General features: G+C 38.7%; 22 protein-coding genes and 1 tRNA gene. 11 read left to right on the top strand and 12 right to left on the bottom strand.

Annotated elements, in window-relative coordinates; all coding sequences use genetic code 11:
* Positions 1 to 2: 2 nt before the first annotated feature.
* Positions 3 to 953, bottom strand: coding sequence for a homoserine kinase (locus KTJ10_RS11645; protein WP_017386434.1), 951 nt, complete (start codon positions 951 to 953; stop codon positions 3 to 5).
* 112 nt (positions 954 to 1,065) lie between these two features.
* On the opposite strand from KTJ10_RS11645, the gene hisF reads away from it, so the two are divergent.
* Positions 1,066 to 1,824 carry an imidazole glycerol phosphate synthase subunit HisF gene (gene hisF / locus KTJ10_RS11640; RefSeq protein ID WP_000880078.1) on the top strand — a complete coding sequence of 253 codons (759 nt, stop codon included), beginning with the start codon at positions 1,066 to 1,068 and terminating at the stop codon, positions 1,822 to 1,824.
* A 41-nt stretch (positions 1,825 to 1,865) separates the two neighbouring features.
* Here hisF and KTJ10_RS11635 read toward each other — a convergent pair whose 3' ends face one another.
* Entirely contained in the window at positions 1,866 to 2,504 is a 639-nt protein-coding gene (locus KTJ10_RS11635) for a hypothetical protein (protein ID WP_078224948.1), read from the bottom strand.
* A 110-nt stretch (positions 2,505 to 2,614) separates the two neighbouring features.
* Between KTJ10_RS11635 and KTJ10_RS11630 the strand changes: the two genes are divergently transcribed.
* The 3 genes from KTJ10_RS11630 (at position 2,615) to KTJ10_RS11620 (ending at position 4,647) form a co-directional block, all read left to right on the top strand.
* Positions 2,615 to 3,619, top strand: coding sequence for an AraC family transcriptional regulator (locus tag KTJ10_RS11630; protein WP_262442077.1), 1,005 nt, complete (start codon positions 2,615 to 2,617; stop codon positions 3,617 to 3,619).
* A 132-nt stretch (positions 3,620 to 3,751) separates the two neighbouring features.
* On the top strand, positions 3,752 to 4,441 hold the full coding sequence (gene aqpZ, locus KTJ10_RS11625; RefSeq protein WP_078224946.1) for an aquaporin Z: 690 nt from the start codon (positions 3,752 to 3,754) through the stop codon (positions 4,439 to 4,441).
* Between the two features lie 41 nt (positions 4,442 to 4,482).
* Entirely contained in the window at positions 4,483 to 4,647 is a 165-nt protein-coding gene (locus tag KTJ10_RS11620; protein WP_081309245.1) for a hypothetical protein, read from the top strand.
* Between the two features lie 10 nt (positions 4,648 to 4,657).
* Here KTJ10_RS11620 and KTJ10_RS11615 read toward each other — a convergent pair whose 3' ends face one another.
* The 3 genes from KTJ10_RS11615 to KTJ10_RS11605 form a co-directional block, all read right to left on the bottom strand.
* Positions 4,658 to 4,900, bottom strand: a complete 243-nt coding sequence (locus KTJ10_RS11615; RefSeq protein ID WP_174755578.1) for a hypothetical protein — start codon at positions 4,898 to 4,900, stop codon at positions 4,658 to 4,660.
* Between the two features lie 45 nt (positions 4,901 to 4,945).
* Positions 4,946 to 5,545 carry a LysE family translocator gene (locus KTJ10_RS11610; protein ID WP_032053309.1) on the bottom strand — a complete coding sequence of 200 codons (600 nt, stop codon included), beginning with the start codon at positions 5,543 to 5,545 and terminating at the stop codon, positions 4,946 to 4,948.
* A 98-nt stretch (positions 5,546 to 5,643) separates the two neighbouring features.
* On the bottom strand, positions 5,644 to 6,723 hold the full coding sequence (locus KTJ10_RS11605; protein WP_032053310.1) for a DNA/RNA non-specific endonuclease: 1,080 nt from the start codon (positions 6,721 to 6,723) through the stop codon (positions 5,644 to 5,646).
* 255 nt (positions 6,724 to 6,978) lie between these two features.
* Between KTJ10_RS11605 and KTJ10_RS11600 the strand changes: the two genes are divergently transcribed.
* A complete protein-coding gene (locus KTJ10_RS11600) occupies positions 6,979 to 7,422 on the top strand; it encodes a hypothetical protein (protein ID WP_032053314.1) in 444 nt (147 codons plus the stop codon).
* 54 nt (positions 7,423 to 7,476) lie between these two features.
* Here the strand turns inward: KTJ10_RS11600 and KTJ10_RS11595 are convergent, their stop codons facing one another.
* The gene (locus KTJ10_RS11595) at positions 7,477 to 9,354 is read right to left on the bottom strand and encodes a potassium transporter Kup (RefSeq protein WP_032053315.1); all 1,878 of its coding nucleotides are present in this window, start codon (positions 9,352 to 9,354) and stop codon (positions 7,477 to 7,479) included.
* Positions 9,355 to 9,472: 118 nt separating this feature from the next.
* Between KTJ10_RS11595 and KTJ10_RS11590 the strand changes: the two genes are divergently transcribed.
* Positions 9,473 to 9,562, top strand: a tRNA-Ser gene (locus KTJ10_RS11590).
* 69 nt (positions 9,563 to 9,631) lie between these two features.
* Here KTJ10_RS11590 and KTJ10_RS11585 read toward each other — a convergent pair.
* Both KTJ10_RS11585 and KTJ10_RS11580 read right to left on the bottom strand, forming a co-directional pair.
* Positions 9,632 to 10,090: a hypothetical protein gene (locus KTJ10_RS11585; RefSeq protein ID WP_262442075.1), complete on the bottom strand. Its 459-nt coding sequence runs from the start codon at positions 10,088 to 10,090 to the stop codon at positions 9,632 to 9,634.
* Positions 10,091 to 10,251: 161 nt separating this feature from the next.
* Positions 10,252 to 10,809, bottom strand: coding sequence for an NAD(P)H-dependent oxidoreductase (locus KTJ10_RS11580; RefSeq protein ID WP_262442074.1), 558 nt, complete (start codon positions 10,807 to 10,809; stop codon positions 10,252 to 10,254).
* 116 nt (positions 10,810 to 10,925) lie between these two features.
* Between KTJ10_RS11580 and KTJ10_RS11575 the strand changes: the two genes are divergently transcribed.
* Together KTJ10_RS11575 and KTJ10_RS11570 are read left to right on the top strand one after the other, a co-directional pair.
* Entirely contained in the window at positions 10,926 to 11,261 is a 336-nt protein-coding gene (locus tag KTJ10_RS11575) for a winged helix-turn-helix transcriptional regulator (RefSeq protein ID WP_262442073.1), read from the top strand.
* A 27-nt stretch (positions 11,262 to 11,288) separates the two neighbouring features.
* Positions 11,289 to 11,507: a DUF6500 family protein gene (locus tag KTJ10_RS11570; RefSeq protein WP_262442071.1), complete on the top strand. Its 219-nt coding sequence runs from the start codon at positions 11,289 to 11,291 to the stop codon at positions 11,505 to 11,507.
* A gap of 80 nt (positions 11,508 to 11,587) precedes the next feature.
* On the opposite strand, the gene KTJ10_RS11565 is transcribed toward KTJ10_RS11570, so the two are convergent.
* Positions 11,588 to 13,444, bottom strand: a complete 1,857-nt coding sequence (locus KTJ10_RS11565) for an NACHT domain-containing protein (RefSeq protein WP_262442070.1) — start codon at positions 13,442 to 13,444, stop codon at positions 11,588 to 11,590.
* A gap of 100 nt (positions 13,445 to 13,544) precedes the next feature.
* Complete coding sequence (locus tag KTJ10_RS11560; RefSeq protein ID WP_163119872.1) at positions 13,545 to 14,096, bottom strand: TetR/AcrR family transcriptional regulator; 552 nt, start codon at positions 14,094 to 14,096, stop codon at positions 13,545 to 13,547.
* Positions 14,097 to 14,787: 691 nt separating this feature from the next.
* Here KTJ10_RS11560 and KTJ10_RS11555 point away from each other — a divergent pair.
* The 3 genes from KTJ10_RS11555 to KTJ10_RS11545 all read left to right on the top strand — a co-directional run bounded on the left by KTJ10_RS11555 (position 14,788) and on the right by KTJ10_RS11545 (position 17,727).
* Positions 14,788 to 15,588, top strand: coding sequence for a GNAT family N-acetyltransferase (locus tag KTJ10_RS11555; protein ID WP_262442068.1), 801 nt, complete (start codon positions 14,788 to 14,790; stop codon positions 15,586 to 15,588).
* A 123-nt stretch (positions 15,589 to 15,711) separates the two neighbouring features.
* On the top strand, positions 15,712 to 16,614 hold the full coding sequence (locus tag KTJ10_RS11550) for a helix-turn-helix domain-containing protein (RefSeq protein ID WP_002052189.1): 903 nt from the start codon (positions 15,712 to 15,714) through the stop codon (positions 16,612 to 16,614).
* A 111-nt stretch (positions 16,615 to 16,725) separates the two neighbouring features.
* Positions 16,726 to 17,727 (top strand): aldo/keto reductase, encoded by a 1,002-nt coding sequence (locus KTJ10_RS11545; RefSeq protein WP_262442067.1) that lies wholly within the window; start codon positions 16,726 to 16,728, stop codon positions 17,725 to 17,727.
* A gap of 45 nt (positions 17,728 to 17,772) precedes the next feature.
* On the opposite strand, the gene KTJ10_RS11540 is transcribed toward KTJ10_RS11545, so the two are convergent.
* Together KTJ10_RS11540 and KTJ10_RS11535 are read right to left on the bottom strand one after the other, a co-directional pair.
* Positions 17,773 to 18,165 carry a hypothetical protein gene (locus KTJ10_RS11540; protein ID WP_262442066.1) on the bottom strand — a complete coding sequence of 131 codons (393 nt, stop codon included), beginning with the start codon at positions 18,163 to 18,165 and terminating at the stop codon, positions 17,773 to 17,775.
* A gap of 19 nt (positions 18,166 to 18,184) precedes the next feature.
* Positions 18,185 to 18,928, bottom strand: coding sequence for a hypothetical protein (locus KTJ10_RS11535; protein WP_262442065.1), 744 nt, complete (start codon positions 18,926 to 18,928; stop codon positions 18,185 to 18,187).
* Positions 18,929 to 18,946 lie beyond the last annotated feature (18 nt).

The raw sequence follows: 18,946 nt of genomic DNA, 5'->3' as shown, positions 1-18,946 counted from the left end.
TTTTATGCTTTTACATGACTTAAACGGTCTTGCATCATTGCTCGCATTTCTTGCGGGTCTTTTTGCAAAATGTCATCGCCGGTACGTCCTTCTTCTTTATTTTTTTGAGCAACTTGCAAACGCATTGACCAAAAACGGCACGCTGCCATTGCCAAGAATACATCTAAACATGCAAGTTCATCTGAAGTCAGCGTACGAACTTTTTGGTATGCCGCTAAGTAAGCTGCGACTTTGTCTGAGTTTAAATGCGCTGCTGGATATTCGGTACAAAAATCATTGATGGTAATCGCAATATCAAATAGCAATTCATCTTGATTTAACTCATAAAAATCTAGAATACCTTGTAATTTCTCACCTTCAAACAAAGTATTGTCGCGGAACAAATCAGAGTGAATAAAACCTGTTGGTCGATTTGAATACTGCGCTGTTTTCGCATTAAAAGCTTGATAGACCTGCTCAAGTAACGTTTGGTCATCTTGAGTCATGCTTGGTTTCAGCTGTTCTGCAACGCCTGTCCAATATTGATGATCACGGCGATATTCACGTTCAAGTGGAAAATCTTGTAAAGCCACATGCAGTTTCGCCTGTGCATCTGCAATCGCTGCAACTTGCGCTACTGTGGTTTGCATGGGATGGTGACCCATTAAACGTGGTGCAATCTGTGCAGGCTTGTCTGCAATCACATGAACCGCTTGTCCGCTATGTTTTAACGGCACTGCAACAGGTACATCATGAGTCCCTAATTGTTCAAGAACAGGAATAAGTTCACCCGCACCTTGTGCATCTAACTCTTCAAACACGGTGAGTACATATTGTTTGCGGTTTACATCAACCAGAAAATAATTGGTGTTTTGAATACCTCCCTGAATTGGGTTCAGCTCCAACACCTCTAATCCATAAGGTGCAGCAAAGGTGCGAACTTCATCTAAACTCAACGGGGTATAAACCGACATGGAAAACCTGCAAAAAACATCTGTGAAGTTTGATAGAATACCTCTTCCCTCCATGAAGGTGTAGCGCCTGTGTAGGAACTTTCACCAACGGCGATTATTTTTGGAAAAAGCTATGCTTGCTAAACGTATTATTCCTTGCCTAGACGTTGATAACGGACGCGTAGTTAAAGGCGTTCAATTCCTCGATATTCGTGATGCTGGCGACCCTGTTGAAGTGGCACGTCGCTATAACGAACAAGGTGCAGACGAAATTACTTTCTTAGACATTACCGCTACACATCATGGACGCGATACCACTTACCGTACTGTTGAACGTATGGCCGAGACTGTATTTGTGCCATTAACTGTCGGTGGTGGTGTACGTAAGGTTGAAGATATTCGTGCGTTATTAAATGCAGGTGCAGATAAAGTGAGTATTAACTCAGCTGCTGTATTTAATCCGGAGTTTGTTCAAGAAGCTTCACAGCACTTTGGCGCGCAATGTATTGTAGTTGCAATTGATGCCAAAAAAACTGGCGACAACAAATGGGAAATCTTTACTCACGGTGGTCGTAAACCAACGGGTATTGATGCCATTGAATGGGCTGTAAAAATGGCTGACTACGGTGCGGGTGAGTTACTAATTACCAGTATGGACGCCGACGGTACTAAAGCGGGTTATGACATTGCGTTAATGCGTGCCATTAATGACCGCGTTACCATTCCAACGATCGCTTCAGGTGGTGTGGGCAACTTACAACACCTTGCAGATGGAATTTTACAAGGTGGTGCCGATGCAGTATTGGCGGCAAGTATTTTCCACTTTGGTCAATATACGATTCCAGAAGCTAAACAATATTTAGCTGAACAAGGCATCGAAATGCGTTTGTAAGCTTATTTATATTTAAAGGGGCAATATGCCCCTTTATTTTTTTATGCAGCGCCATCTACCGCATTTATGTCACTAACCAGTTGAGGCTTTTCTTTTTTCTCGACCCATTTTGCAGGAAAAATTTTTTCTATAGCTTGAGACAGTGGTCTAGCAAGCGCAGTAGGTAACCGTATACCCAAAGGGTTTTGTTCTTTTAAATCTGCTGATGACACCACACGTGTTCCCATCACATAGTCAAACCAAGGTTTGGTCACACACCAATTAGCGTCTTGATTGGAGTTCATGTGGTGGTCGTAATGCCACGGAATTTTACGCTTTGCCCAGTCAGGCTCTAAATGTGCACGGCGATGAATATAATAATAATTTCCAGCACTATACCACGCTGCGAGTGCCATACCTTTTGAAAAAGGGTAAAAAATTGCACTTGAAACGGTTGCCACTACAGCAAGCGAAATTAACTCATTTTTAGTTCGCCAGTTACCAACGCCTTCCACATAGCAATCATCATGAAATTGTTGTTTGCGGACTTCACGATGGTGTGCCCAATGAGATTCCATGCTTTTTGGCACTGGGCTATAACGTGGTTTTCCAGCACGGTGTACACCATGTAAAATATATTTGTGCGCTACCCATTCAAATGCATTCGCAACTGCAATTCCTGCAATAAAGCCTTTTAACATCACCTAACTCCTTTTTTCTTTTTATTCAGCATATAAAATTCGTTATGCTAGGTATTGACCAGAATTTATGGTTTCATTGACAAATCACGACAAGAAAGAGGTGGTTAAGGATGCCACAACTAAAAAATTATACAGGCTCAGTGTATGGAGGACTGGGGCATCTTTTAAAAGCTTATTGCGAAGCCAATGAATTAGCTATTCCAGAACAATTAGAACAAATTCAAAATCTGGAACGCTTTGACTATGTGGTTTGGCGTGACCTATTAGAAGTGATTTATAAACTACACCCGAAGCCGGGATTAGGGCTAGAAATTGCCAAATATGTACAACCCAAACATTTAGGCATTATTGCCTACCTTGCTCTCTCTTGCGACAACTTAGGTGAAGCCTTAATTCGCTATCATGATTTTCACCGTCTGATTTATGACGGTAGCCCTTTAGTGGTTGAGCTACAGGGGCGGTATGCTTCTATTCGTTGGGAAGCGACTGAGCTACACCCCACTCAGCTTACTGATGAAATCGCGATTGCGTTGGTGATTCAGTTCTTGCGTCTTTTTATGTCTTATGAAGATGTACAGTTACATGAAGTGCGTTTTTTAAATGCTGCTCCTAAAAATATCAGAGTCTATGAACAATACTTTCAATGTCCCGTTCGTTTTAGCCAGCCCCGTACAGAGTTACTCATTCCAATTACAGAAATTAATAAGCCACTTAGCAGCGCCGACCACACCTTACAGCAACTATTGGTTCAGCAAGCACAAGCACTTTTAGAACAATTACCAAATTCGACCCAACTTGATCAGCGTTTACAGCATTCGATTTTGACTGGTCTACAAAAGAATCAATATCAAATTGAACATATTGCTGCTCAATTAGGCCTGTCAATTCGACAACTCCAAAGACACTTACAGCAACAAAGCACCACCTTTCAGGAACGCGTTCAGCAAGTGCGGTTTATGCTCGCAACCGAGTATTTAAAAGACCCACATTTAAGCTTGCAAGAGATTGCGCTTTTGCTTTGTTATTCAGAACAAAGTGCGTTCCAGAGAGCGTTTAAACATTGGACTCATCAAACACCACAACAATGGCGAGATCAACTTTTAAACAAAGAATAACCTACCAAAACTTACAAATCTTTTCTTGATTAAAACAACACTGAAAACAAAAATTTCATATAGTCACATGCTTCAAATTTCTGTGACGTATTTCACATTAATTAAAATAGATTAAATAGATGAGTAATCACAATGAATAAATATTTTGCTGAATTTCTAGGTACGTTTTGGCTAGTCTTTGGTGGTTGTGGTAGCGCAGTATTAGCCGCAGCTTTCCCTGAACTTGGTATTGGCTTTGCAGGTGTAGCCCTTGCCTTTGGTTTAACCGTACTCACAGGTGCTTATGCTCTAGGGCATATCTCAGGTGGACATTTTAATCCCGCGGTAAGTGTTGGCCTTTGGGTCGGTGGCCGCTTTGATGTTAAAGATTTAATTCCCTATATCGTTGCTCAAGTGGTCGGTGCGACTGCTGCTGCATTTGTTCTCTATATTATTGCTCAAGGCCAAGCAGGCTTTAGTGGTGTTGGTGGTTTTGCTTCAAATGGTTTTGGAGATTTATCACCAAACAAGTTTGGCTTAAGTTCAGCTTTCATTATTGAAGTAGTACTTACAGCTTTCTTCTTAATCATTATTTTAGGTGCAACCGATCGCCGCGCGCCTGCTGGCTTCGCTCCTATTGCGATTGGTTTAGGCTTAACACTCATTCACTTAATCAGTATTCCAGTCACGAACACTTCAGTGAACCCTGCACGTAGTACAGGTGTTGCGTTCTTTGCTGAAACGGCTGCATTAAGTCAATTGTGGTTGTTCTGGGTGGCACCGATTTTAGGGGCTGTGATTGGTGCGATTATTTATAAGGTAGTTGCTGGGGATAAAGATTAACTTTACCTAGACTCAATTTACTATCGCGGAGGGTGACATGGATGTCACCTGTTGAGCAGGGGTACATGGATGTACCCTCTGATCAACAAAGCCTTTTGTTTACTTTTGGGCTTTCAAAAGTAAAAAATGTCTATACACACTTAATAAAATTTAACGTGGTATTAAAGACTGTATTGCAACATGACCATGCTAAACATCACGCATAGCATGCATAAATTACAAAAACGGATTATTAATTTCTTGTTCAGCTGGACGTTCAATTTTCTCAGGTAATTCTTGTTTTTCCAAAGCTGCAACTACATCGTTTAAAAAGCTCTGTAAAGCCTTTGCCTGTTCTAACCCGACTTTGTCTTTGGTAATTTGCAAATTGCCATAAATACTGACGCAATCGACATCATTTTCTAATGTTAAATCTTCAATTGATGAAGACTCTGTACCCTTTTCAAATGGCTTAAACATATGTGTTGTCTCGTTGTTATATATTCACAGTGTAATACGATCAATTTAAAAAAAATCGATCAAAATTAAAAGTGCCGATAAAATTAAGAAAACGCCCATTAAGATATTAAAATATTTCAACCGGTTGCCCTGATTAAGCACCACTGAAAATTTATCACCACATAGTCCCCAAAAGAACAAACACGCGTAGCAAGTGAAAAAATAAATAACGATAAAGATCGGCAACGACTCTGGGTTTTCAATGCTAGTAAACATGGTAATGCCTGACACACAAGCCAACCACGCTTTAGGATTGAGCCACTGTAACAAGAAACCATCTTTAAAATTAGGAATAATAATTTGCTCTACAGGAGCACTTGAAATGGAAATATTGGCGGCAGCAAGAATAATTTTTATGCCGATATAACAAACAAATAGCGTTCCGCAAACTGCGAGAACTTTTAGCACAATAGGAAACTGAGTTAATAAACTCTGAAGACCAAATGCCATAAAAATTAAAAGTAAGGTAAAACCAATCGTGGCGCCTGAAATATAGGGAATCGATCTTTTTAAACCATGATTTAAACTGGTCGATAAAATAACAGTATTGACTGGGCCTGGGGTAATAGACATTGCAAATGAAAAAAGAAACATCGAGGCAAACATTGTTATTGTCCTTATTAAAATAGAATCCATAGACAGATCTGTCTATGGATTCTATTTTAAACAATTACGATGTTGCAATAACAATCAAAAAAAGCTGCTTATTTCATTATTTGCAAGAAGTAGTTCACCAATGCTTCAACCAGTTGCTTCACAATAGCTTGGCGTGTTTCTTCGTCAATCTCTGGAACTTTTGCTTCCATCGGTTCTGTAGAGCCACTTTTTTGCTTTTTAAACTGGTCTTGTAACGCTTGAATTTGTTCGGCATTTAAGTCTTGTTCACACTGACTTTCACCATCCCAGTGTAAATAGTCTAACTTTTGATTTGCCTTAACTTGACTCGCTGTTAAAGGTAGGCGATAGACATTACGCTTTTGTTGCTCGGTTAACTGCGGGAATAGGTTAACGCCTAAGCGCTCCTCAAGGTAGCAAACACTCACGACTTTTACTTGTAGAGAGTTATTGTTAGGTGCGTAATAAGCCCCGATCGCGCCAGTTTTTGGCATATAGACCGCTTTATAAACTGCGGTTGGTACAATCACACCCTGCCCAATCGTTTTAAGACGTTTGCCTTCAAAAACAGGGCCTGTCACCACATAAACATCTTGTTTTTGTTTAGTGGCAATAGCACGGGTCGCTTCTTCGAGCTTACGCCAGACTTCTTGGTTATTTTTAGGTGCTTGCGGCACCATATTGCTGAGCGAGAAACTATCAGATTGGGATTCTTTATTTGACATATCACCATTAGGTGCCATATGCCCACGGTCATAGCCTGAACCGCGATAGTCACTTAACAGTGCCCGATGCTTTTGAGGAACACGCGTTTCTTCATGGAAGTTATCTTCACGTTTAATTTTGACACTTAAACGTTCTGCATCTAAATGCTCGGCCGACCATAATGGTGTTTTAGAAATGCCAGAATAGAGGACATTAAAACCGTTAAAGCACAGTGGATAGCTGTCTTTTTTTAAGCTTTCTTTATTTAAAGCAGGCGGAACTTCTCGATAAAACTGGTTAAGACAAGTCGAGTTAGTACTTAAAGGCGAAAACCACTGCGAAATCTTTTCACTACCGAAAGCAATTGCAAAGCTTCCGGCTGCAATACAAGCAAGAATAATCTTGCCAAAATGCTCACTTAGAGAGAATGAATTTTTACCTTTACTGCGTTTTTTACTTGCCATGTTTCTATCAATACTACTGTCCAGACGCAGCTTAACAATCCTGCTTTTTTAAGTATATCTCTTATCTTTCATATGGTTAAAACATGGTCATCTTTTTTGTAACTCTATTTCCCCTTACGTAACAATCTGTTGGAATTATGAGAGGCTTTGGCTATTGAATTACGTCAATTGCGTATCTTTCGTTGAAATGCACTTATGGCTTATGACATGGTTAGCTCCACAAATTTGGATAAAAATATAATCGGAGTCCACTTAATGATCCATTCAAAGATTATTGGTATTGGCGTAATCACAGGATTGTGTAGTATGGCAGCATTAGCTGAGCCAGCAGTCCAGCCAGGAGATACTTTAGAAAGTTTGTCTAAAGTGAAAGTTACTACCACTGTAAATGGCCAACCTGGTTCTATTAGCGATTTAGTCAATAGCGGACAAGTACAGCAAGTTTCTGCTGCACCAACAAATGCAGCGCCTACAGGTGCTCCTATTCCGGCAGATGTTCCACCGGCACCTCCAGCAGGTGGTGAAATGGCGCCACCAGCAGCACCAACTGATGCAGTACCACCTGCACCAAATCAAGCGCCTCCAGCGCCACAAGATCCAAACACACCACCGCCTCCGGCAGCTCCAAATCAGTCGGCAGATCCGATGGCAAAAGATGGTGCTTTACCAGCAGATGCACCAATGCAACAAGCTCAATAATCAGAGCCATAAAAAAACCAAGACATCTGTCTTGGTTTTTTATTACATCAATTTTTATATTTCGATTTGGCTACCTAACTCAACCACACGGTTGGTTGGAATTTGGTAGAAGTCACTCACTGGACTAGTATTACGCTGCATAGAGATAAAGAGTTTCTCTCTCCATGGAGACATACCATCGCCCACTGAATGCACAATACGATCACGGGAAATGAAGAAGCTGATGTGCATCAAGTCATACTCAAGACCAAGCTGTTCATAGGCTTGCATCAATGCTTTTGGTACATTCATTTCATCTTTAAAACCGTAGAAGATTTTAATACGGAAGAAATGTTCAGCTAATGTTTCTGTCGTAATACGCTCTTCGGGTTCAACATAAGGCACATCTTCAATCACTACAGTGACCAAGATATTACGCTGATGCAGCACCTTGTTATGCTTAATGTTATGCAGCATGGCATGTGGCACAACGTTTGGCGTACCCGTCATAAATACTGCATCACCCGGCACCCAGTGCACGCTATTACCAATACTTTTTACAAACAAATCGAGCGACAATGTATCGTGTTCAAGCTTGGCAAAAGTAAGCTCACGACCACGTTTCCATGTCATTAAAATGGTCACGGCAATCGCACCAATGAGTAGTGGTACCCAACCGCCAGACAAGATTTTAAGTGAAGTTGCACCGACTAATACCGACTCTAAAATAAAGAACGGAATAATCAGGAGCAGCACTTTTGGCAGGCTCCACTTCCAAGCTGAATAGATAAACACCGCAACCAAAATCGTGTCACACAGCATGGTTAAGGTGACAGCTAAACCATACGCACTTGCAAGGTTCGAACTGCTTTTGAAGATCAAGATTAGGATAATAATTGCGATTAAAAGTAACCAGTTTAAGAAAGGAATATAGATCTGGCCTTCTTCAGACTCAGACGTATGTTTAATACTTAAACGTGGTAAATAACCCAATTGAATCGCTTGGCGCGCAAGAGAAAACACCCCAGAAATTACAGCTTGAGAAGCAATTACCGTTGCCATGGTCGCCATAATAATCATTGGGTAAAGTGCCCATTGCGGCACCAATAAATAGAACGGGTTTTCAATTGCCGCTGGGTCTCTGAGCAATAATGCGCCCTGTCCTGCGTAGTTTAAAACCAAGCATGGCAACACCACAAAGAACCATGCCATACGTATTGGTACTGGTCCGAAGTGGCCCATATCCGCATAAAGTGCTTCACCACCCGTTACCGTTAACACCACAGCGCCCATAATGAAAAAGGTCATTACTGGATGATGATAGATAAACTGAATGGCCCAGTGTGGACTGAACATACCCAACACCACAGGGGTCTGAATAACACTGTGAAGGCCTAATAATCCTAAAGATAAAAACCACACCATGGTGATCGGGCCAAAAAACTTACCGACAAAGGCCGTACCGTGTTTTTGTACCAAAAACAACGAGATGATAATGGTAATCGCAATCGGCATGATAAACGGGTCAAACACATCGGTGGCAATAGACAAGCCTTCGACGGCTGACAATACCGAAATGGCTGGGGTAATAATACCGTCACCAAAAAACAGCGATGCGCCGATAAATCCAATGGCAATCATGTAGATTTTTTTGTTGTCGGCAATTTTGGCTTTACGTAAGTTCAATGCGAGTAAGGCCATGATCCCGCCTTCGCCGTTGTTGTCTGCACGCATGACAATGGCGACATACTTGATGCTGATGATCAGCATTAAGCACCAAAAAATAATAGATAAAATTCCTAATACGTTTTCAGGCTGAATACCCAACCCATGCGCTGCATGGAAGGACTCTTTCAAGGCATAGAGCGGACTTGTTCCGATGTCTCCAAAGACCACTCCAAGAGCTGCCAAAGCCGTGGCAGGCAAGGTCGCTTTTTTGGCCGTATTTTGCATTGTGTAATTAAACCAATATGATTTTTAGCGCAATCTTATCACCTCTATTATTTTTTTTCTGTAATGCTCGTCTTAAATCTTGGCAGGACTCGTTTTTTTAGTTACTATCGCACGCCTTGGTGAGGTGTCCGAGTGGCTGAAGGAGCACGCCTGGAAAGTGTGTATACGTTTGCGCGTATCGAGGGTTCGAATCCCTCTCTCACCGCCAGAATTCAAAAAAGACCTAAATCATTTTGATTTAGGTCTTTTTTATTGGCTAAATATTTTATTATCCCAATTAAGCCCCACTACCTAACTCAGTAACGAGCCAATTAGATTTCGGATCTTTTTTTACAACAGTTACAAACACGATATAGGTTCCCGCAGGGTTACCAGCAAGATCCGCATGTACTGTTTTTATCTTTATGACGAGTAAAATAATTTTATAAAATTGTTGATAATAATCAGGTCTATTTTTTGCTGAGTCGTAACGAACTTTTAGCACTTCTATAACTTTTGAATCTTTATAAATTTGGGGTATTTCAGCATTTCGAATATTTAAGTTCTCGCCTAACCAAACATATTTATATGCTGTAGCTGCATCTCCATTAGAAAGTGAATCAAAAAAGGAAATAGCAACTCGACTCGCTTGTTCTTTTTCAGCGTTAGCCTTTTTCTCGTATGATTTAAAGGCTGCAAATAAACATAGTCCAGCAAGAAGTAGTCCGATAGTTATAAAGATTCTAGACTTTAGCATTTGGCTTCCTTTCTAATTTTTAAAATGCCGTGTTAAATAAATAATTAAAATAATATGTTAAAAATCTACTCTACTATTCTTATTTAAAATGTCCAAGTTCTCTTAGAAGTACAATTATTAAAGACCCAAACTCACCCGTTCAGGCCTCCCTACCTTAAAAATTACTCAGACAACGCGAATAACTTCTGAACATACTGAACCGCATTATTTTCTATATCTTGGTGCGTCGGAACATCATCATCTTCTGATGGATTGGTATCTAAACCATAAAATGCATGAAGTGGTTGATAGTCCGCCCCAACATATAAAGCTGTTAGCTTAAAGGGAGTAAAAATCTGCTCTAAAGAAAGCTTGTATTCACCATACTCTGAATAAACTTTTTCTTTTACACCAGCAGACACAGCCAACATAAATTTCTTATTTTTAAGTTTGTCGCCTGTTGAACCATACGCCCACCCATAGGTCAAAACTTCATCAAGCCATTGTTTCAAAAGCGGTGGACAGTTAAACCAATACACTGGAAATTGAAACACTAAATTTTCGTGTTCTTCTACAAGCGCTTGTTCTTTAGCAACATCAATCACCCCGTCTGGGTAAGCCTGATAAATTTGGTGAACCGTAAATTGGTCTGGGTGTTTTTCTAGTTCCTCTACCCATCTTTTATTTACAACAGACTGGTCTATGTGAGGGTGAGTAACAATGACTAATGTCTTTCTCATTATAAAAACACTCTTATCGGAAAGTAGATAAGTCGATTATAGAAGTGTGCTTTCCTAAATATAAGTACGGTAATTTGTGTTATATACTATACTAAAAGATAGTGTAGGTTTTAAAAATGACTGAATGCGTTCCATCATATACGCCGTTAGAAGAGACAGGTTTTGGGTACACCCTTTCTTTAATTAATGGCAAATATAAAATGATTATTATGTATTGGCTTTATGAAAAAAATGTCATGCGTTTTAATGAGATGCAACGCTGCATTGGCAATATTTCATTTAGAACACTCAGTAATACTCTTAAAGAATTGGAAAGAGATGGGCTGATTACCCGCAAGGAATATCCTCAAATTCCGCCTAAAGTTGAGTATCGACTTTCAGAAAAAGGACAATCTTTAATTCCTTTGTTAGATATGATGTGCCAATGGGGCGAGCGGAATATGAATTCTTAGTTTTATAGACTGAAAGTGATACTCAATATGAGACATGAATTAAGAGAAATTTTTATTAAGGGATGCGACGAGAAAATTGAAAAGAAGGGAGACAATGTTGGCCTGTCTTTTTACGCTTTTTTTAAAAATAAGAACGATAATCCTGAGCTACTGATGGAAGCAGCGCATTGGTGGATTATGGTACACAAGCTAGATCACTTCGAGAAGGCAGTTAAGATTAAACAGTTGGTTTTAAATGAGCGGTAATTAGAGTTATTCGAAAAGGCTTAAATTTAAACAATTTAAGCCCTTCCCTAAGACAACTACAATGGTTAATTTGAGATATATCAGATATCATCAAAATCATCACTGAGAACAGATGTCTCTATCTGATCTACTTCCTGAACTATTTGTTCAAATCTATCGCATATTTTGAACCAAGCCTTTTCCATTTCTATAAAAAACTTTTTATCCTCAATTACATCTGTAACTTTATCAATATCATTCTCATGATTAATCAAAAAATCATCTAACTGGCGTTGATTGATTAATTGTATCATTTGACTGTCTACTAATTTTTCATCATAAGCATATGAAAAACCATCTCTAATTTCATTATCAAATGTTTGAAAAAATACTGGAGAAGTACCGTAGTTTATTCCAAAATGTGTTTCTTTACCCCCTTCAAACTCTTCTAAACATTTATATAAACTTCCCATAAATTTATTAAAATTAATTTCATCTTTTTTAAAATCTATATTCATTTCCTCTTTATACATATTCAAACCGCCCAATAGATAATATTTTTTAAAAAAATAAGGTCTTAATACTTGCAAAAAATCGATATAGTTAGTATTTGAAAATCGAAAATAACTTTCTTTAATAAATTTCCTTTCAATAACATCTCTTGCTAAAGCTTCTGGCAAATTAGTAATAAAACTAGCAACATAATATTCTTGGATACTTTTATGTATAAAAGTATAGTCTGATCCATCTTTTAAAATTAAACAAGCAAATCTTGTGTAATCATTTATTAAGTCAGTATAATCAATATCAACAGATATATTATTTTTCTTTAAACTTTTTTGTAATAAACTTACAAATAAAGTTTTATCAAAAACAGTTTTCCTTACCAAAAATGATTCAAAACAAAATCTTTCAAAAACTTTTTCTAGTTGGTTTTGGTTAAGATTTGAAAAGGATTTTCTCTTTTCTATCCCCTTAGACTTATCATGAGTAAAAGTAACAACATCAAAAATATTTTTATAAAAATCAGAAACATGCTGCGGAACAGAAAAACCAAAAGTATATTGTTTAATATATAAGACGACCATTAATGGGGTAGTTAAAACGGATCTTACCTCAAAACTAGACGAACGGACTGAATCAATTAACTTTTGTTGATTCTCTTTATCATCAACAATTTTTTCTATTAATCCTTTCTGTTCTTTAAAACTATATGGCTTTAACGAAATTGTATAAAAATTTGGATTTTGAAGTATTATTGTCTCAGGACGACTTGTAATAATAATTTTCAGTTCAGGATAATTTTTAGTCAAATTATCAATACTATTATATGTTTCTTGATATAGGTCTAAATCCACCTCATCAAAAGCATCAAGAAATATTGATATTTTTCCACTCTTCAATACTAATTTAAAAATTTCCTCATTATCTCCTACCCATGGACTTAAATAATCTTTAATTAATCTAATTAACCCCTTACTTTTTGAAATATTTTTTAATTCTATAAATACTGGTATTCTTTTATTTTCAATAAAATCTTCAATAGCCAAAGATCTTAAAAATATTGATTTACCTTGACCAACTGTTCCTTTGAATACTATATTATTAGAATCTATTTCTAGTTTATCTTTAATTTGTTCTATATGATTTATACAAAAATTTATTTTTTTATATTCTAATTGTGGTTGTTGAAAAAAATCAAATAGATTAACAGGACTATCTGCACCTGTTAATAAAGTTTTAACAGACATTAATTTAGAAATTGAACAAACTAAGTCTTCATTATTTTCAGAAAGATTATTTAATATTTTATAATTATCATATTTTCGTCTTATAAAAGTTGTTACTTCTTTAAGAATAGTTGGAGCAGCAGCCTTAAGAGCAACAGTCGAGATTCCTATAGCCATAACTTTAGTACCTTGTTTTTTAATAAAAAGTATTTTATCTACTTTATTCATTAATTAAAGTATTTATGTATGAAGATTTTCTTTTTTAGTCTAATCTAATTTTGATATGGATTTCTTCCAAAAGCCCAACTCCCGTCGGGCCTTCCCTCCATCAAACCCGCCTTAAAAAATACTCAAGCAATGTATCTCTGTCCTTTGCCTGATCTGAACCTAAAAGTCCAAAAATCGCGCCATCAATCATAAATACAAAAATATCAGACTCTTCATATGTGGCTCTTTTTTTAGATTCCCTCAGTACCCAAAAAATTTCATTTTTAAGCCACCGCCTATATCTGAGTGCAGTTTGATAGGCATTTGGATAAAGCTTTTTAATTTCAAAAATCGCTTTAAACAACAGGTAATAAGCACCTTTTAAATCGGCATGTAAAAGGTAAATTTGCCTGAGTTGATGAACCAAATCTGGATATTGGCGAGCCTCGCTTACCGCCCGCACTTTTTCTTTTAACTGTTCCTTTTGAACCAACAAACACATTTCAATCAGTCTTTCTTTGGAGTGAAAGTAGTTGTAAAAGGTGGCTTTAGTCATTTTGGCCTCGCGAACAATTCGGTCCACCCCGACCTTGTTGAAGCCATGTTGTTTAAATAACTCTGCTGCTGTGTATAGCGCTCGCGTCGCTCGAAAGGAAGCTTCTAAATTTTTCATGTATACCGTTTAAAATAATTTCTTGTTGTAAATAAAAGAGATAGAAATGCCGTCGCTCTTAAATTGAGCGCTAAAAACAGGCATGCGAAAGCCGCACAAAAATGGTGTGCTCGCCTATCTCGGGTTTTATTGTTGCTATGATTTTTTAGTCGTAATGACCTATGGCTTAAAACCTAGAGTCGGTTAAACCGTTTTAAAGACCAGTTGGGTATAGAGTCAAAGATTTTGGCAAAGGTTGCCAATGAGAGAGATGAAATAGTACGCATAATGGCGAACTCCTTGTGTATTAAAGAAGAACTACCACGATTACTGCTAAATAATGGTGGCAGAACGAAGGGGGTTAGCAGACTGGTACACAAGGACCCAGCACGCGCAAGCGCGTCCCCCTCCGTCCTACCATAGAAAAAAGGGGGACGTAAGGATCCAGTACTGAAAAGCAAGCTTTTAGTACTCTTGTGTAAAAGGGTCTGCTAAAACCCACTGGCAATGTGACCAGCAGGCAAAGGATAATCCGCGAGTTTTTGAGTGTCAATGTAAGGTTGAATAGAAATTGGTTAAATAATTATTGTTGTTTATTCAATTAGATATTTAAGCTAAAAAGACCTTCAACTTAAATTTAACGATGTCATGATAATAAAAATGTAGGATAGTGAATTATGATTGAGTTCATTACTTGAATAGGTAATTAATAATGATAATAAAGGGACCTCCCACCAGTTCAGAAGAATACCAACTTATCTTTCAGTGGCTTGATGAACGGTCCAATTATTCTATTGGGGCGATGGCCTTTCTTGCTCAAACACAAGCTACCAATGCAGAGTGGCAACTCTTGCGGTTGTATAACTCACAAAACGCCGAGCAACTGCTAGGAGTCGCGGTCATCGTTGCTGGTGGCACCTGTTTCTGGGTTCCGTCAGAGGCATCATCTGGTTCATTGCTCTGTACCTCAATTTTACAGCTTCAACCGCGTCGGATTGTAACGACCGCAATCGGACGAGACTTATTACATGTCGAGATAAAACAAAAAGGACGCATTTTACGAGAATATGATCAATGGATCATGGTTTGCTCAGGCCAATTTTCTGAAGCTCAAGGCCGCTTGGCTGAACTTTCGGATATTGCCCGTCTTGATGAATATCAACATCAATACAATAAAGAGCGATCCGTAAATGAAACACCTGACTGGGTATCTCTAATTCAACAACAAAAAATTATTGTGCTTGAAGCAGATCAACAAATCGTTTCTATTGTGCGTTTAGGCATAGAAACCGATCGTCTGGTTTCTATTGGCGGCACATATACTTTCCCTACTTATCGCCGAAAAGGTTTTGCCGAACGCATCTTAAAATTTGCAGTTAATCGGATTGTTGCAACTGGAAGGATTGCCCACTTAATTGTTGACGTTGATAACACCCCAGCGGTTAGTCTTTATCGGCAAATGGGCTTCGAATGTGTGGAGTCTTCTTACATTGCTTACCCAGAGTATTTATAAAAAATCATTCATTTTCAAAACTGCTTAAATGTACTGATTGATCACGTTATAAATAAAAGCTACAGTAAATAAAGTTTGAATTTTATAACTTTAAGTAAATTAATAAGGCATGCAGGCAAAAACATGGAAACCATACATGATTTTTATCGCCGCTTTTCTTTAACCAGAGATAGCGATTACTCGGTTCCATCCACTTCGTTTGGACATTTTAACGTGTTCCAACGCGATGCCTGCTCGTTTCTCACACCTTATAGCCGCCGCGATTATTATAAAATTTCACTGGTTTTAGGCACAGGTGAACTTCACTACGCCAACCGCTGGATACGAGTCGACCGCCCTGCTTTACTGTTTTCAAACCCAATGGTTCCTTATGCATGGGAAATTAATTCGCCTGAACAAGCAGGCTGGTTTTGTCTATTTACCGAAGAGTTTGTAAACCAAGAATCAAGACAAAGTTTTTTAAAAGACTCACCGCTGTTTAAAGTCGACGGCGACCCGCTATATTTTTTAAATGATCAACAAGTTGAAGAAATTTCATTTATTTTCAAAAAGATGATGACTGAAATAAATTCAGACTATATTCATAAATACAACGTTTTAAGAAATTATTTGCACCTAATTGTGCATGAAGCCATGAAAATGCAACCGACCCAACAGTTTGAAAAACATAGCAATGCTGCGGTTCGGATTTGCCATTTATTCTTTGAATTATTAGAACGCCAGTTCCCGATCGACTCGCCCCATTTTCAGCTTAAACTCAAAACTGCAAATGACTATGCCTACGGTCTGTCTGTGCATGTAAACCATTTAAACCGAGCTGTAAAAGAAGCCACAGGTAAAACCACCTCTGAGCATATTAGCTCGCGTATTACGCAAGAAGCCAAAGCGCTGCTACAGCACACCAGTTGGAATATTTCTGAAATTGCCTATAGCTTAGGCTTTGAATATTCAGCGTATTTCACCAATTTCTTTAAGAAAAATACTGGCTTTTCACCTAAAAAGTTCCGTGAAGACTGTGTGGCCTAAAAACAGATTGTTTGAATTTTATAATTATTGGTTTGAATGTTATACGTCAGTTTGAACCAAAGCATTTTATAGTTTTTCTACTCAAGTGATTTTGCAAAAAGAGTGTGAAAAATGAAATATAGAACTTTAGGACAAACAGGCGAAAAAGTATCAGCACTTGGTTTAGGTTGCATGGGAATGAGCTTTGCCTATGGTGCCTCAGATGACACACAAAGCATTGCAACTCTAGAAAAGGCCTTAGACCTCGGCATTAACTTTTGGGACACTGCCGACATGTACGGCAACGGCGCAAATGAAGTTTTACTCTCAAAAGTTTTAGAAAAACACCGCGACAAAGTATTTTTGGCGACCAAATTTGGCTTTCGTTATAAAGAAGACAACCTTAACCCGAAAAACTCTTTAGAGTCTTATATCGACGGTTCTCCTGAGTGGATTAAAGTCGCGGTCGAAAACAGCTTAAGACGCTTAAATACAGACGTGATTGATTTGTATTATGCGCACCGTATAGACCCGAATGTTCCGGTTGAAGATACCATTGGCGCAATGGCGGACTTGGTCAAGCAAGGTAAAGTTCGTTACCTAGGACTCAGTGAAGCGTCGGCTGAAACCATTCGTAAAGCACATGCGATTCACCCGATTGCAGCGGTTCAACATGAATATTCGCTACTTACCCGTGAGTTTGAGCAAACCCATTTGCAAACCATTCGCGAGTTAGGCATTAGCCTTGTGCCGTATTCACCGCTGTCACGTGGTTTAATCACCAATACGCTTGATGTGGGTAGCCTAGATGAAAACGATTTCCGTCGTCAGTTGCCACGCTATCAAGGCGATAACTGGAAAAATAACCAAAGCTTGGCGCAAGCATTTAGCGAGTTTGCCCAAAGCAAAAACGCAACAGCGGCTCAACTGGCTTTGGCTTGGATTTTAGCGCAAGGTGACGACATTATGCCAATTCCGGGTACGCGTAAAATCGAGCGACTTGTGGAAAATGCAGGTGCTGTAGACCTTCATTTAACAGCGGCAGATTTGGCAGAAATCGACGCGATTATTGCGAGATATCCAAACATGGGCGCACGCTATAACGCTCAACAACTTGCTGCGGTCAATCATTAAAAACGAAGCTATAAAAAAGTCCGACTCTGTGTCGGACTTTTTAATTTAATTTTTGCTATATGTGCCCTGCTGGCGTCCACCTTCCCAGATCGCATCTAAGGATTTATCCGAAATCGTTAGGCTTTCAGGGAAAATCCTTAAATCCTTTTTAAATTTAGCCTCTGGTTTTAAACCAATACAGTCACCATTTTTCCACCATGTGCCTTCGGCATATTGGTCTAAAGCGCCAACAGCGAGCATCCATTGAAACTTGCCATCTGGTTGAAGTAAAAGCTCCGAACCCACTTCCATCACGCCATTTAAATAATAGTGCCCACTCCATACCTGATCGGCTTTTTGGAATTTCACTTCTTTACAGGTGTTGGTTGGCTCTGCATAAATGTGGGCAGAAAAAATAACCGTCGAAAGAAGTATTAGAGGTGCAAATATATTTTTCATTATTTAGTTCCTATCGTTTTTATTTTCCAGACTCAACTTTTAAATACGTTCCATCTGCATAGACGTTATGTCCAAAGCCACAACCCGACTCGCCTTCGCTTTGTTTGACCTGAATATAGTTACCTAATTTTGCGTTAGATTTAAAATCGAGTTGAATGCGGCAGTCTTCATTTTTATAAACCGTTTGCTTTTTATTGCTCGGCATTTTGGTGTCAAACTCACCCATATTTGGGCCATAGATCAAGCTTCTAAGTCCCATATATAAACCGGCATAGCTGATTGCATATTGGCCCTGCTTACGGCTTACCGTGATGTGATCCCACTCCCCAAAACCAGAGTAACGGACATATTCACCTGATAGGTCATTTGATGCTTTAGGGGCAGGTAACTGTTTAAGATTAAACTGGCTAGATTTTGATTTTTCATCAAGCATAAACCATGCTCTCGCCCAAAGTGGTTGACCCAATTTAGCATAGGCTAAGCCCACATTATTGTTGGCAACTTCAATATCTCGGTCGGTAAATTTAACTGTGGTTTCGTCTGCATTAGCTTTACAAAATGCTGTCCAAGAGGCTTGGTTCTGGAAATTTTCGAGCGCTTTTTTATATTGTTTTTGGTCGTAGTTTTTCTTACCTAAGCTCGCGTATTGCTTCACTTTATTACAGCTTTGTTGTAATTCTTGTTCAAAAGAAAACTCTGCATGCGTGACCGCCAAAGCCGAAAGTGTGAGAACCGCGCAACCTGAAATAATCGATTTAATCATTTTTAAAATTCTTTAATA

The organism is Acinetobacter sp. WU_MDCI_Abxc222, assembly GCF_025514755.1.
GTDB classification, from domain to species: Bacteria; Pseudomonadota; Gammaproteobacteria; order Pseudomonadales; family Moraxellaceae; genus Acinetobacter; species Acinetobacter geminorum.
Note: the sequence above shows the minus strand (reverse complement) of the source record. Positions and strands in the feature narration are given on the sequence as shown.

Bases quoted from the DNA above. Each gene is read 5' to 3' on its own strand.
- KTJ10_RS11615 (WP_174755578.1), bottom strand. From the start codon at position 4,900: ATGTTTAAGCCATTTGAAAAGGGTACAGAGTCTTCATCAATTGAAGAT.
- KTJ10_RS11535 (WP_262442065.1), bottom strand. From the start codon at position 18,928: ATGATTAAATCGATTATTTCAGGTTGCGCGGTTCTCACACTTTCGGCT.
- KTJ10_RS11580 (WP_262442074.1), bottom strand. From the start codon at position 10,809: ATGAGAAAGACATTAGTCATTGTTACTCACCCTCACATAGACCAGTCT.
- aqpZ (WP_078224946.1), top strand. From the start codon at position 3,752: ATGAATAAATATTTTGCTGAATTTCTAGGTACGTTTTGGCTAGTCTTT.
- KTJ10_RS11630 (WP_262442077.1), top strand. From the start codon at position 2,615: ATGCCACAACTAAAAAATTATACAGGCTCAGTGTATGGAGGACTGGGG.
- KTJ10_RS11550 (WP_002052189.1), top strand. From the start codon at position 15,712: ATGGAAACCATACATGATTTTTATCGCCGCTTTTCTTTAACCAGAGAT.
- KTJ10_RS11545 (WP_262442067.1), top strand. From the start codon at position 16,726: ATGAAATATAGAACTTTAGGACAAACAGGCGAAAAAGTATCAGCACTT.
- KTJ10_RS11575 (WP_262442073.1), top strand. From the start codon at position 10,926: ATGACTGAATGCGTTCCATCATATACGCCGTTAGAAGAGACAGGTTTT.
- KTJ10_RS11585 (WP_262442075.1), bottom strand. From the start codon at position 10,090: ATGCTAAAGTCTAGAATCTTTATAACTATCGGACTACTTCTTGCTGGA.
- KTJ10_RS11610 (WP_032053309.1), bottom strand. From the start codon at position 5,545: ATGTTTGCCTCGATGTTTCTTTTTTCATTTGCAATGTCTATTACCCCA.
- KTJ10_RS11560 (WP_163119872.1), bottom strand. From the start codon at position 14,096: ATGAAAAATTTAGAAGCTTCCTTTCGAGCGACGCGAGCGCTATACACA.
- KTJ10_RS11635 (WP_078224948.1), bottom strand. From the start codon at position 2,504: ATGTTAAAAGGCTTTATTGCAGGAATTGCAGTTGCGAATGCATTTGAA.
- KTJ10_RS11605 (WP_032053310.1), bottom strand. From the start codon at position 6,723: ATGGCAAGTAAAAAACGCAGTAAAGGTAAAAATTCATTCTCTCTAAGT.
- hisF (WP_000880078.1), top strand. From the start codon at position 1,066: ATGCTTGCTAAACGTATTATTCCTTGCCTAGACGTTGATAACGGACGC.
- KTJ10_RS11540 (WP_262442066.1), bottom strand. From the start codon at position 18,165: ATGAAAAATATATTTGCACCTCTAATACTTCTTTCGACGGTTATTTTT.
- KTJ10_RS11565 (WP_262442070.1), bottom strand. From the start codon at position 13,444: ATGAATAAAGTAGATAAAATACTTTTTATTAAAAAACAAGGTACTAAA.
- KTJ10_RS11555 (WP_262442068.1), top strand. From the start codon at position 14,788: ATGATAATAAAGGGACCTCCCACCAGTTCAGAAGAATACCAACTTATC.
- KTJ10_RS11595 (WP_032053315.1), bottom strand. From the start codon at position 9,354: ATGCAAAATACGGCCAAAAAAGCGACCTTGCCTGCCACGGCTTTGGCA.
- KTJ10_RS11570 (WP_262442071.1), top strand. From the start codon at position 11,289: ATGAGACATGAATTAAGAGAAATTTTTATTAAGGGATGCGACGAGAAA.
- KTJ10_RS11620 (WP_081309245.1), top strand. From the start codon at position 4,483: ATGTCACCTGTTGAGCAGGGGTACATGGATGTACCCTCTGATCAACAA.
- KTJ10_RS11645 (WP_017386434.1), bottom strand. From the start codon at position 953: ATGTCGGTTTATACCCCGTTGAGTTTAGATGAAGTTCGCACCTTTGCT.
- KTJ10_RS11600 (WP_032053314.1), top strand. From the start codon at position 6,979: ATGATCCATTCAAAGATTATTGGTATTGGCGTAATCACAGGATTGTGT.